At 48.0% G+C, this 12,922-nt stretch carries 14 protein-coding genes; 8 read left to right on the top strand and 6 right to left on the bottom strand.

Annotation, left to right across the window (positions count from 1 at the left end):
• The first annotated feature begins 94 nt into the window (after window positions 1-94).
• A complete protein-coding gene (locus ACCI49_RS21485; protein WP_371841283.1) occupies window positions 95-478 on the top strand; it encodes a hypothetical protein in 384 nt (127 codons plus the stop codon).
• Window positions 479-654: 176 nt separating this feature from the next.
• Here the strand turns inward: ACCI49_RS21485 and ACCI49_RS21480 are convergent, their stop codons facing one another.
• The 5 genes from ACCI49_RS21480 to ACCI49_RS21460 form a co-directional block, all read right to left on the bottom strand.
• Window positions 655-789 carry a DUF4113 domain-containing protein gene (locus ACCI49_RS21480; RefSeq protein WP_371841284.1) on the bottom strand — a complete coding sequence of 45 codons (135 nt, stop codon included), beginning with the start codon at window positions 787-789 and terminating at the stop codon, window positions 655-657.
• Window positions 790-1,908, bottom strand: coding sequence for a Y-family DNA polymerase (locus tag ACCI49_RS21475; protein ID WP_371841281.1), 1,119 nt, complete (start codon window positions 1,906-1,908; stop codon window positions 790-792). It abuts the gene before it with no gap.
• Window positions 1,909-2,175 carry a LexA family protein gene (locus ACCI49_RS21470; protein WP_371841280.1) on the bottom strand — a complete coding sequence of 89 codons (267 nt, stop codon included), beginning with the start codon at window positions 2,173-2,175 and terminating at the stop codon, window positions 1,909-1,911.
• A gap of 1,884 nt (window positions 2,176-4,059) precedes the next feature.
• On the bottom strand, window positions 4,060-4,353 hold the full coding sequence (locus ACCI49_RS21465; RefSeq protein WP_371841279.1) for a hypothetical protein: 294 nt from the start codon (window positions 4,351-4,353) through the stop codon (window positions 4,060-4,062).
• Window positions 4,338-4,991, bottom strand: a complete 654-nt coding sequence (locus tag ACCI49_RS21460; protein WP_371841278.1) for a hypothetical protein — start codon at window positions 4,989-4,991, stop codon at window positions 4,338-4,340. Before ACCI49_RS21460 ends, ACCI49_RS21465 begins: the two co-directional genes overlap by 16 nt.
• Window positions 4,992-5,031: 40 nt before the next feature.
• On the opposite strand from ACCI49_RS21460, the gene ACCI49_RS21455 reads away from it, so the two are divergent.
• Window positions 5,032-5,361 carry a hypothetical protein gene (locus ACCI49_RS21455; protein ID WP_371841277.1) on the top strand — a complete coding sequence of 110 codons (330 nt, stop codon included), beginning with the start codon at window positions 5,032-5,034 and terminating at the stop codon, window positions 5,359-5,361.
• A gap of 164 nt (window positions 5,362-5,525) precedes the next feature.
• Window positions 5,526-5,684, top strand: a complete 159-nt coding sequence (locus ACCI49_RS21450; RefSeq protein WP_371841276.1) for a hypothetical protein — start codon at window positions 5,526-5,528, stop codon at window positions 5,682-5,684.
• A gap of 691 nt (window positions 5,685-6,375) precedes the next feature.
• Here ACCI49_RS21450 and ACCI49_RS21445 read toward each other — a convergent pair.
• The gene (locus ACCI49_RS21445) at window positions 6,376-6,783 is read right to left on the bottom strand and encodes a hypothetical protein (protein ID WP_371841275.1); all 408 of its coding nucleotides are present in this window, start codon (window positions 6,781-6,783) and stop codon (window positions 6,376-6,378) included.
• Between the two features lie 362 nt (window positions 6,784-7,145).
• Here ACCI49_RS21445 and ACCI49_RS21440 point away from each other — a divergent pair, with 362 nt between their 5' ends.
• The 5 genes from ACCI49_RS21440 to ACCI49_RS21420 all read left to right on the top strand — a co-directional run bounded on the left by ACCI49_RS21440 (window position 7,146) and on the right by ACCI49_RS21420 (window position 11,969).
• The gene (locus ACCI49_RS21440; protein WP_371841274.1) at window positions 7,146-8,726 is read left to right on the top strand and encodes a peptide chain release factor 3; all 1,581 of its coding nucleotides are present in this window, start codon (window positions 7,146-7,148) and stop codon (window positions 8,724-8,726) included.
• A 70-nt stretch (window positions 8,727-8,796) separates the two neighbouring features.
• On the top strand, window positions 8,797-9,429 hold the full coding sequence (locus tag ACCI49_RS21435) for a lysophospholipid acyltransferase family protein (RefSeq protein WP_371841273.1): 633 nt from the start codon (window positions 8,797-8,799) through the stop codon (window positions 9,427-9,429).
• Entirely contained in the window at window positions 9,413-10,180 is a 768-nt protein-coding gene (locus tag ACCI49_RS21430) for a TSUP family transporter (RefSeq protein ID WP_371841271.1), read from the top strand. Before ACCI49_RS21435 ends, ACCI49_RS21430 begins: the two co-directional genes overlap by 17 nt.
• A 3-nt stretch (window positions 10,181-10,183) precedes the next feature.
• Window positions 10,184-10,531 (top strand): hypothetical protein, encoded by a 348-nt coding sequence (locus ACCI49_RS21425; protein ID WP_371841269.1) that lies wholly within the window; start codon window positions 10,184-10,186, stop codon window positions 10,529-10,531.
• A 28-nt stretch (window positions 10,532-10,559) separates the two neighbouring features.
• Window positions 10,560-11,969, top strand: a complete 1,410-nt coding sequence (locus ACCI49_RS21420) for a M20/M25/M40 family metallo-hydrolase (protein ID WP_371841268.1) — start codon at window positions 10,560-10,562, stop codon at window positions 11,967-11,969.
• The last annotated feature ends 953 nt before the right edge of the window (window positions 11,970-12,922 follow it).

Below are 12,922 nucleotides of genomic sequence, written 5' to 3'. Positions count from 1 at the left end.
CTTAGTTGGTTTATTGTCTGGCGATAACAAATCAACCAGATACGCCGCTTTTTTTCAAACCTTCAAACACCAGATTTGGTTATAACTCACTAAGATGACAACGGAAGAATCAATAATATTAGGTGTTTTTTCAGGTGTGCTCGCTGCAACTTTTATTTTCTTAGCCAAGCAATTTTGGTTCAAGACACTGTTGCCATGGTATCAAGGCTTTCGATATCAGGGTGCCGACAACTCCGGAAGTTGGTTTGCAGAATATGAAGATGGAGATGAACTAAATACTAAGTCAACCTTTTCTGTGGTACTAAAACAAAGCGCCCACAAAATCACAGGCTCCATGCAGTTTACTTTTGTATCAGACGAGCGGAAATTTAATATTGACTACAACTTGAATGGAGAGTACTGGGAAGGATATCTAAATGTAACACTTCGCAGTAAAGATAGAAGGATTTACTCACATAGTTCATTGTTTTTAAGCTAATAAATAATGGAAGCGGATTATTGGGCCAATACAGCTTCCGTCACGCAATTGAAGATAAGGTTGCTACTATTCGATTAGGAATAGATCGCAGCAACTAAGACTCTTAAGCAAGGATGTACGACACACTCAGACCTGACTGATGGAAAACTCTTTGAAGTGCAACTTCCACCAACAACTCAAATCACCACCCTAGGCAAATCCCCCCACCGAGTCGTATAGGCAGGCGATGTAAAAGCCTGCCGCATCTTCCACTTTTTCTGGATGCCTTCGGCCCCTAGAAACAATGTCCCGCGACCAAATGTTTTATTGATTCAGTCCATCGCTTGCATGGTCTCTCCCGCTCTTGCCGATTGGCCTGGTGTGAATAGATCACCCTGCCCTAGCGCGCATGGGATAATCTCAACAAGCCCCACTTCGGCCCTCATAAAGCGGCACCCTGACCGATACAGGCCGGCAATGGCCTTTCTCACCAGCCGCACGATTACTCGCGTATCGTCGGTGGGGTATGGCGTCTGTACAACGGTGCTGCGGCTGTGGTAGTTGGGTTCATGGGGTGAGGCGTGCAGGAACACATGAAGCGACTTTACCAGGGATTTCTGCGCCCGCAGTTTCTCCGCTGCCCTGCTCGCATATAAGGTGGCAGCCCGCAGTATCAGCTGTAAGTCTGTTAGCTTCTCACCAAAGGAGCGGGTGCAATAGATCTGTTTCTTAGCTGGGGGCTCCTCCTCCAAGCCAAGACAGGGCACCCCGTTCAGCTCCTCTATCGTACGCTCTATGTTCACATTGATATGACGGCGCAATATTTTCGGGTTGGCCTGCGCCAGGTCATAGGCTGTCTGTATGCCAAAATCGCCCAAGCACTTGGACAGTCGTCGGCCCATGCCCCAGACATCATTGACGGCGGTGCGGCGCTGCATCCATTGCCACTTTTCGGGCGTATCCAAAGCGCAGCCCCCATCGCACTTGGGGATTTTTTTCGCTGCTCCGTTGGCCAACTTGGCTAGTGTTTTCCTGGGCGCGATACCCACACCCACAGACATACGAATATCCCGCCAGAGTGTACTGCGGATCTTGCGGCCGTAATCCAGCCTCTCCTCTTGCAGCCCGTGGAGGTCCATAAACATTTCATCAATGCTGTATACCTCAACATTGGGGCCGAACTCCCGCAGGGCTGTCATTACCCGGTAGGAGATATCGCCATACAAGGGATAGTTACTGGAGAAAATCGCCACTTGATGCGCACGCAACAGCTGCTCAATCTTAAAGAAGGGCTCCAGGTCGCCGATGCCCAATAGCTTTGCTTCCTTGGAGCGCGCCACCACAAAGCCATCGTTGTTGGAGAGCATCACCACCGGGCGCCCGTGTAGGTCGGGCCGAAATATCTGTTCACAGCTGGCATAGCAGCTGTTGCAATCCACCGGTACCAGCATTCAGTGTGATCGATGGTAACGTACCGAAGCCTTTACCACCCCTTCCACTATTAGCTCCTGCCCTTCCCAGATAGGGATCGAGGGGTACTTATCATTGGCAGACAGGAGTCGCCCGCGATGCCTATCCAGCACTTTGCAGGTGAGCTGCCCGTCCAGGGCCACCACTACCACATCACCATGCATCGGCATTAACGAGCGATCAACAATCAATAGATCCTTATCGAAGATGCCCAGCCCCTGCATAGAGTCCTCATTAGCCCGCGCCATAAAAGTTGCCGCAGGCTTGGTGATCAGGTGTTCTCCAGGCTCAGGGCCGCCTCCTTGTGATCATCGGCTGGAGAGGGGAAGCCACAGGCAACGCCGTGGCCATAGAGTGGAGAAAGCCTCATGCTGGAAACCTTAAATACTGTATATACATACAGACTATTATTACAGGACTGCAACGGACAAGGGGAATAGGTGACTATAAGGCCGGTACCTACTCACATTACCGGCCCCAGCAGCCTACTTCCGACACGAATCAATTAAGTATGCAACATAACCAAACTATTTGTCCGCCGGGTTAATAGGGAAGTCTTCTGGCAACTGAAAAGTAAACCAAAACAGGAATAGTGTAAAAACAAGAGATGTGACTATAGATAGGCTTGCAAGGTTAACTTTTTCCATGCTCTTGAAGTTTTTGCTTAGATAATAGGCGGCTGCAATCGGGCCACCTATTAAAGTTCCCGCGTATATCTATCTTGGAGAAAAGAAATCCTTAATATTCACTGCTTTCTTCATGATGCTTAACGCTTGGCACAGCAGCCGGAATGTAGCGTCGAAGCCACGAAATGTAGGTCCAGGCCCAAAGGGCCGTTGCTGATGCCACTTGTTAGCACTTTGCTTCGCTCTTGAGCTTATAAGATATGTACTTACCAACTTTTCCATTTGTCACGATAATCTTATGGCTAATGGATGCAATGCAGGAAGGGGCCAGAGAACGTTCACTAGCAATAAAATCTCTTATAGTTAATCTTTTATCTACTCTACGACAATCAGACTTTGAGGTATTACAATATAATTTCACGGTTCCACTGTAGGGCTTTTTTCCTCTACACTCCCATAGATTAGGATTGCCTTTACAAGCCGCCGATTTAGACATGACAAATATGTTATTTTCAGGCAAAGCGACGACTAACTCTTCCTCTGAAAATGCCGAATTGCAATATATCAATGCTACTATCGAAAAGGGTATTAATTTCTTCATAGTTTGGGTGCTAACAGTTTATTAAAGAGCCGGTGGCTCACTATCCATTTGGCTACTATTTCCGAAGTAGCCCCATCAAGCCCCACAGAAAAGCCATTATTTACAATAGGTTATGAATTTTCAGAGATAGTGAGCCACCGGCTCAAGTCGCCTGGCTCAACCGCCTGCTCTTGAACACATTTTACCCATAATAAATTTTCCTGAGCCGGACACAATGCTTTAAACCACCCTAACCACTGTTTTTCGCAACACTTAAATCGCCAGCTAAATTACTGTCTATCCAAAGTCACATATTGAACCTTACAACCTGCTGAACCTTCAGTTATTCTAACTTGTACCTTTTTATTCGCCATTTGCGCAGATAATAAAGTGGAGTATATGGCTTCTGCTCCTGAGCTTTCCTTTAACTTTAGCGTCGCATAAACTCCAGACTCTGCATCACAGTCTAATAATTTCTCATCACCACTGGTTCCAATTTAAACTGTTCCAAAATCTTCCACATAGAGCCTATCAACATAAACAGCAACACATGAATGTCCAGAGCACTCTGCATTCGCCAAACTAGCGAGAAAAACCATTGCAGCTGCGCAAACTAATTTCTTCATTATTACCTCAAAAGTGTGAATTTTTAATTTAACGACTTAATTAAAGATGCTTATCTATTACTTTGCCTTCAACTTTCACCAAGGGTCTAAATCTCTCAAGACTAGAAAACTGAATCTCAACGGAATTGTCGGATATATTGCAGCAACTTTACAGGCCGTAATTCTCGCTGTTATGGGCCTCTTTGGGAAGCCCTATAAACCAGTGAAATAGCATTTTTTATTAGGTAGAAGAAGCCCGCTTTGAACACTGTCAGTAAAAGGCAAAATCATCTTGCAGTTTACTCTTCCGGGTGGCTCCCATCACCCTCTGGGTATAGCCATAGCCGCTATAGAGCTATGCAAGGCCAATCGATTGACCACCTCAACAATACAGTCTGTTACCAAATCGGCCACATGGTCGGCGACGTTTAACGGCTGGCCGCTATCGGGCTGTAGGGTTTTGGTGGCCACATAGACGCTTTGCATTAGGTCTCCAGCGCCATCGGTCTGCACATTGCTCTGGTCATCAATCACCACGATAACGCATTCCAGCACCGCCACTGCCGGCGCTTCTGATGTGGCGATTTCGCTTTTCTGGGTTACCGTTGCGCGCACAATGGTGCCGGCACTGTGACCGTCGTCGATGGTGTAGGCGAAAAGAACATGCGATTGCCGAAGTCGGGCTTCAGTACACGCCGCAAGCCAAATTCACGAAGTTCGACAACCTTAGACAGCGTCGCAACACCGTGGCACAGCGCATACGCCGGCTTGTCGAGCATATCCGGAGTGCGCGCGATTGAGCCGTCTGGCAGGTCCATGAGGGTTGATTTTGATTGCCAGACTTCCGCGCCCTCGGGGGTGCGCAGGCTGTAACATGCCTCCTCACCGCAACTCATCGCGCGCAGTGCAAATTTGCCGCACTCACCCGTGCGCACATCGATACACTCGACTAAATCACTAGGTATCATATCGCGCAGATAGCGGCCATCTGGCAATAGGGTGTCATAGTCCACACACCAGGGATCTATGGGAATCGTACCACCGCCGCCATTTGCAGGGGTGGTAATCGTGCATATATTGCGCCTGTGTGTGCGTGCCGCCAGGTTGGGATAGGTGGTGGTTGCGTAGTAAGTGACACCGCCGCCGGCATAACCGGGATCATCACAATACACGTAGTATTTACGGCTGAAGGTCAAGCCGGTGATACTGCCGGCGTTATAACTCCTTGTGCCAAAATCAAACTGCAAAGCCATTAAATCCCAACGACTGGCCACCGTTTGGAAGTGATGCCGCATGAAAGGGATTGGTTTCAGGAAAATAAAAATTGAATCACTTGAAAAGAGTGATCTTATTGAAGAAATAAGCAAAAAAAACCTATTGCTGAATCACACTTGCATCGGCGACATAACACTCTGTAAATTTTCAGATGTAAATTCTCAATACCACGCCACCTTTGACGCCAAAGCACCATACGATTCCACAGCCGGGTTAATACAAGGGTTTGGAAAGACTCGCAAAGATGCCATAAAAAATACTTTTGCCGTTAGTCGAAAAGAGGCTGAAGCCTACATCCAATCAGTGAACTATTTATGCTTCCAGATTTTTAGAGGTAAACCAGTGTGAACCAATCCCAGCCGCTCCCCAAAATGCGCTGCCCTCACTGCATGAGATTTGCAAAACCAACATTTAACGGGCAACTGTAACTACGCGGCTGGAGTTGCCAACCCTGTCGATACTGGGAACCCGCCATTGGCAGAAAAAGGAAGTTCAAAAAAACGGGGTAGGTAATGAATGAGTTTAGTCAGATTTCGAATCTCTACGAAGAATTACTGGCCAAGGTAATACTGCAAGAAATACAGCTTGAGAGCATGCGCAAACAAATCACCGCACTCTCCGAAACCATACAAGACCTAGCTCCACAACAAGGAAATCAGGAGGCAGCGTGATGCAAGTCACGATCCCAGATAGACAAGCAGAGGAAAAAACTTGGGGTACCGCAGCAAGCCAAATTCCACTTAAAACAATGGAGATAAGTGATACCTGCCCGAAATGTGGAGATCCGCGAGGAGCCCCGTATAGACATAACTTTTATTCGACAAGAAAACCGACAAGGCCAGAATTTTTACCTTTTATAGAGGCGAATTAAAAGAACAAGATCCCAACCAGTGCGAATATGCACCGCCAAAATCAACGACAGCGGCTACAGCGTAATACGCATAATTTCCAAAATATATAAATTTCTCAGCTCGTCCTGTGAGGGCTAAGTGGGTAGAAGGAAATGGAGGGAACCATGTTTACCAAATGGTCACTATTAGCAGCACCAGCCTACATTTCAGCATCGCTATTGGGAAACAGAAAGAAAGGAAAAAATTATGATTAAAGGGTATTGGTCAACCAAGGATTTATGCCAATGCTACCGCTGCTCTAGTCGCACAATTTTTAGGTGGGTCAAACGAGATACTAACCCATTTCCGAAGCCACGCATAAAGGCATCTGGCAGTCATAACTTTTGGGCTATCGACGATGTTGGGAAGTCGGAGACTCAAGTTTCACACTTAGAAGCCGCTTAAAAGGTCCTCGTCTGATCCTTAGCGATGGCAGGCACCTCATTGCCTTCGCTAAGGATTGACTCTTTGATTACGCGTCGATATTGAATCTTATTTTGTATTCTCCAGTAAACACATTTTGAATCAATACATCTGTACTGCACTTAGACGTTGGGGTTGCCCCTATCGCGAAATGATAATAGCCATTAATCTCGATAACTGACCAACTGAACCAACATGATTGATAGGTTAATACCCCTGCATCAGCCACACCATCAGTAGTTGAGGTGTGGTAAGTCGAACTGTTTGCAACTGCTGGGCTTGGAAATAATGGAGAAATGATACCGGTTGTATTTGTTCCATGAATAAGCGCATTATCAGAAGAAGTATTATTTTTGAGTTCTATACTCGTTGATAATGTAGATGCTAGTGCTGGTACAGAGTGCGCTACTGATACAAGTAATGCTGCTGTAAGAAAAAATTTTCGTTTAACTTCCATTTCAGTGCTCCTTGAAAATGATGCGTAAAGACTTTCAGCAAGTCCATAGTCATTTCAACCCGCCGTGTCGCCAAATGTCAATATTGTGAAATCAACGCAAAACATAAAGCACACAAACCAGTAAGTGGAGCCAAGCCAGGTATGTTGGAGAGGACCAACTCCAGCAACAGCACATGTACACAGCCAAGAACCTACCCAGCCATCCTATTACCATCGACCAAGCTGACCGGATGACATTCTTTGGTCACCAGACAAGAGCAAAACCAAAGGCCAATTTGATATAATGCGGTCTTTCGGATTCGGCCTTGGAGTATATTTCTATATGTGTACACAGGGGCGTACACTGATAAGGTTAAATCTAAGTGAACCACGATTTTTCTCAAAAATTTCAAAGACGTAGAACTTTTGCCATCATTTCTCACCCGGATGCCGGTAAAACAACCGTGACCGAAAAGCTTCTTTTGTTCGGAAACGCAATCCAGATGGCGGGCTCTGTCAAAGGCAAGAAAGGGCCTCATGCGCGCTCCGACTGGATGACCATGGAGCAGGAAAGAGGCATCTCTGTCACCTCATCGGTCATGCAGTTTCCCTACAAAGAGCGTACAGTTAACCTGCTCGATACCCCTGGGCACGAGGACTTCTCCGAGGATACTTACCGGGTTCTCACCGCAGTGGACTCGGCACTGATGGTGATCGACGGTGCCAAGGGAGTGGAAGACCGCACGATCAAATTGATGAATGTGTGCCGCCTGCGTACCACCCCAATTCTATCCTTCATCAACAAACTCGATCGGGATATTCGAGATCCCATCGAAGTGATGGATGAAATTGAGGAAGTCCTCAATATCCAGGCTGCTCCCATCAACTGGCCGCTCAGCTCCGGCAAAAACTTTAAAGGGGTTTACAACCTCTACACCGATACCATTCACGTATTTACCCAAGGCCAGGGTCACACCATCCCGGATGATATCCAGATAAAAGGGATTGATTCGGCAGAGGCTGACGAATTGCTTGGGGAGTACGCGGAGGATATCCGCGAGGAAATCGAGCTGGTGCGCGGTGCCACCCATGAGTTCAACCAGGAAGCTTACCTTGCAGGTGAACTTACCCCAGTATTTTTCGGTACCGCCCTCGGTAACTTTGGCGTCCGTGAAATGCTCAATGGATTTGTGGAATGGGCTCCGGGTCCCCAGTCCCGCGCTACCCAAGAGCGCCAAGTTGAACCGAGTGAGGGAAAGTTTTCCGGTTTTGTGTTTAAGATCCAGGCCAACATGGACCCAAAGCACCGGGATCGTATTGCCTTTATGCGCGTCTGTTCCGGTACCTATTCCCGCGGTATGAAAATGAAGCATGTGCGCATTGGCAAAGATGTGAAAATTGCCGACGCAGTGACCTTTATGGCCGGCGACCGCACTCACGTAGAAGAGGCTATTGCCGGTGATATTATCGGCTTGCACAACCACGGTACTATCCAGATTGGCGATACATTTACCGAAGGTGAAGCTCTTAAATTCACAGGCATCCCCAATTTCGCTCCGGAGTTGTTCCGCCGGATTCGCCTGAAAGATCCGTTGAAACTAAAACAACTACAAAAAGGTTTGCAGCAGCTTTCTGAAGAGGGCTCTACCCAGGTATTTTTCCCGCTGGACAACAACGACATTATTGTCGGCGCCGTTGGTGTACTGCAGTTTGAAGTGGTCGCCTATCGCCTTAAGGATGAATACAAAGTGGAGGCCATTTACGAAAATGTAAATGTGAATACCGCCCGTTGGGTGGAAAGTGATAGCGTCAAAGAACTGGAAAACTTTAAACGCAAAGCGAGTACCAATCTCGCCATTGACGGTAGCGGACACCTAACCTATTTGGCGCCAACTCGAGTGAACTTGCAGTTGGCAGAGGAGCGTTATCCAAATATCCACTTCTACGCCACCCGTGAGCATTAATTTGTTCAGGCTTTTCCTGAAGCCATTTGTCAGTACCAAAGCGTTTGAGCAGTAGACTGAGAGATCCATAATGAGTCAGCAGAAAGAATTACCGGCAGAGATACCCCGCCTCGGCAACAGCCTCACCGCTGCTATTGGCAGGCTGCTGATCAGGTTGATGGGCTGGCGTCTGGAGGGCACCTTCCCATCTGAGAAAAAGGTGATGGTGGCTCTAGCCCCGCATACTTCCAACTGGGATTTTGTCGTGGCCATGCCTTTTATCATGGCCTACAGGGTAAAAATTTCCTGGCTGATGAAAAAGGAAGCTTTTTTCTTTCCCTTTAAAAGTCTTTTTATGTGGCTCGGTGGCGTACCCACTAACCGCAGCTCTGCTGGTGGTATCGCCAAGCAAGTAGCTAGCCAATACCGCAATAATGAAAAAATGTGGGTAGGCATTACCCCGGAAGGTACCCGTAGAAAAGTTGCCAACTGGAAAAGTGGCTTCCTGAGAATTGCCTATGCGGCCGATGTACCTGTCTTGCTGATCGCTTGGGATTTTTCACGCAAACGCTTCTGCCTCGACTCCCTCTACCATCCCACCGGAAACTTGGAGGAGGACATGCGGGAAATCCAACACCGTTTCAGCAAATACCAGGGATTCCACCACAAGATGCAAACCGGTGCTTTGGAGGGAAACGACTCCTCCCGTGATAGAATTCAGTAGCGATTTAACCTTAGCCACACTCCTGATACTCACCGCGGTGGCCTTCACCGCGGGCTTTATCAACGCCATCTCCGGTGGCGGAGGCCTGATCACCCTACCGACACTTTTATGGGCTGGCCTTCCTCCGCTGGATGCCCTCGGCACCAATAAATTCCAAGCTGTTTTCGGCACTCTCTCATCCAGTTTTAACTATTTTCAAAAGGGGCACTTGCAACTGAGACCCCTCTGGCCCGGCCTTGTCGCAGCGATGATCGGTTCATCCATGGGCACTTGGGCAGTCACCATACTCAAAGTCGAAATACTAAACACATTACTACCAATACTGATTATCGCTATCGCCCTCTATTTCACCGTTTCACCACGAATTTCTGATATCGACACCAAACCCAGAGTGCATCAAAAATTTTTCAACTTGGTTATCGGTGGTGGGGTTGGTTTCTACGGAGGTTTTTTTGGCCCTGGCATGGGTGCCCTGTTCGCCCTAGCATTCGCAGCGCTGCTCGGCTACAACATGCGTAAAGCCACTGCATCAACCAAACCATTGGTATTGGCCACCAATATCACATCACTGGTTATATTTACACTGGGTGGTCACCTTTCTCTAGTATTGGGGATTACCATGGCTGCCGCCCAAATTGTCGGCGCAAGGCTTGGATCTAACCTGGTAATTACCCATGGTGCCAAGTTAATTAAGCCTGTGATTATTTTCGCTAGCCTGGCCATCGCGATAAAATTACTATTGGAGCCGTAGATAGTGACCCTACTCATCACCCTGCTGCTGTCCTTCTGTGCATTCATCATTGTAATCTGGACTTTTATGCACCTGCGCACACCGCGCTTTCGCATGGACAGGGCCGACTTTATTAAAGGCCTGGAAGATGCCATAACTGGCCAGGCCAGTGAGAGTGAATGGCGTGCTCTGGTAGCCATTCCAATGCGCCATGATCCAGAGCTAGAAAGAATGCGCCTCCAATGCCTGGAGATAGAAGAGCAGGAATCCAGCGATAGCCCTCCTTATTTATTTACCGAGAAGGGGCTGGAACAACTACGCCAAGTTCGCAGTAAGTTACTCAACACACCCGACAAACAATCAAAATCTTGAGCCACGAGTGTTAATCAAGGATAAACAAATGTTTAAACCACTGTTGTCCCTTACCGGGGGTCTTATCGCAACCATGGCGATCAGTATCGCCCAGGCGAAACCGCTACCCCAGGAGGATCTCTCCGTTGCCGAAGTTCTACGTGATCGCGCCCTGGAGTCCTCAGATGCCTACAGCATCGTGGAGTCGCTGACAGTGGAAGTGGGACCACGCCGCACCGGCACTGAGGGCGACCGCCGTGCGGTAGCTTGGGCCCAGCAAAAAATGAAAGACCTGGGCTTCGATCGGGTTTACACGGAACAGATTGATGTGCCACGCTGGGTCCGCGGCCACGCGCATGCAGAAGTCGTTTCCCCTTATCCACAACCTCTGGTCGTGAGTTCTCTGGGTTACAGTGTTGCAACACCTGAGGGCGGTCTCACCGCCGAAATTGTCGAATTTGCCGATGTAGAGGCTCTGCTAAAGGCAACACCAAAGCAGATTAAAGGTAAAATTGCCTTTATTAACAAACGCATGGAAAGAGCCCGCACTGGAGAAGGTTACGGACCCGCAGTACAGGGACGCAGTCGCGGTATGCGTGCGGCGTCAGAGAAAGGAGCCGCCGCGCTACTCCTACGCTCAGTCGGCACCGACTCAGACCGTTTCGCCCACACCGGTATGATGTCTATTGACGATATTGAAAACCCGATCCCAGCGCTGGCTCTCTCCGCTCCAGATGCCAATCTGCTTGAAGTCATGCTCAAGCGTGGTACTCCAGTGGAAGTTAAACTGAATGTGGATAACGAGCGCCTCGCCGATGGCCCCTCCTTCAATGTGATTGGAGAGATTACCGGTCGTGAAAAACCGGAAGAAGCCATGATTATCGGTGCCCACCTGGATTCCTGGGACGAGGCCACAGGTGCTCTTGATGATGGGGCTGGTGTAGCCATCGTGATGGAAACCGCACGCCTGATTGCCGAACTCCCAGATCGCCCACGCCGCACGCTGCGTGTGGTTCTGTTTGGCGCAGAAGAGATTGGTCTGGTCGGCGCTAAACAATATGTCGATGCCCACCGTCATGAGCTGGATAACATTATCGCCGTTTCAGAATCTGATTTTGGCGCGGGAAAAATCTGGCGCTTTGATACGCGCCTACCCGAGAGCAAATTCGATATCGCCGACCAGATGATGCAACTATTGGCACCGCTAGGCATTGAGCGCGGTAATAACGAGTCCTATGGCGGCCCAGATAGCAGCATATTCGTCGCCCAGGGTGTACCGGCCTTTGGGCTTTACCAAGATGGTACTGATTACTTCGACTACCACCATACCCCCAACGATACCCTGGACAAGATCGATCCTGAGAACCTACGCCAAAATGTCGCCGCCTGGGTGGTGATGTCTTTCCTTGCCACCGAAATGGAAGGTGACCTCGGGCGTGTTCCCACTAAATCCGAGTAATCGATAACTACTCCAATTATTATAAAAAGCTCCACTCTGTGGGGCTTTTTATTTCCCGCTTATCCACCCCATGTAAACCTTCGCTCACAGAGACTTCCGTGCCACTCTTAATAAAACTGACATCTCTGTCTAAGCAAATGGCTGTTTATAACTGATGACAAGCCGATGAAAAGATTGTTACCAACAGAAACCATGGATAGACCTGTGCATAACTCCGGGATATCCACTTTCAGGTCCCAGTTTCCGTAGGGGGCTTTTTAATGGGTAAAAAAACACCACTGATTTTTAGGGGATTTCCACAGGCCGGCCGTTATTAACAGAATGGCTGGATAGACTTGTGTATAACTGTGGTATATCCGCTGCCAGCCTTACAGTTGTGTGACATTGCGCGAGCGCACAAAAAATCACCGGCTTTTTCGTCGGTATTTTTGTGTCACTTTTATCGCTGTTAGACCCTTTTTTTACAGCGGAGATAATTTCTTTATTGGGAAGATTTTTTCCGGGAAGACTACTAGTAGTACTGCGGTAAATTATTTGGGAATGCCCTTCCAGGGAAGGTTGCAGTAAAAAATAGCTGGGCGCTTGGTTTTTTTTCAGGCGAGAAAGTCGCAAGGAGAAGTCTTTATTTACAGTCGCGTAAACGTGTTCGACTTTTTACCGAGGTTTTTCCTGTTTAAATTTTTCAAGAGGATTTTGTGAGTAAAAACCTGACTGGGTTATTCATTACTTTTCAGTGTTTCTTTGTCACATATTCTTTGTTTTTATCTTTTCTTTTTTAATTTTTCTTCTTTTCACCCCCCCTTTTTTTACTTTTGATTTCCAAGTTTTTACTTTTCTTCTTTACTGCTCTTCACTGGTATTTTTTTACACATAAAAAAAGGGCCACCCATTGGGTGGCCCTTTCGGATTAGAAGCCTGACGATGACCTACTCTCACATGGGGAAGCCCCACAC

Origin of the sequence: Microbulbifer epialgicus, assembly GCF_041447265.1 — a bacterium.
Taxonomy (GTDB): Bacteria; Pseudomonadota; Gammaproteobacteria; order Pseudomonadales; family Cellvibrionaceae; genus Microbulbifer; species Microbulbifer epialgicus.
The sequence above is the reverse complement of the archived record's forward strand: the minus strand, read 5'-3'. Positions and strand labels throughout refer to the sequence as shown.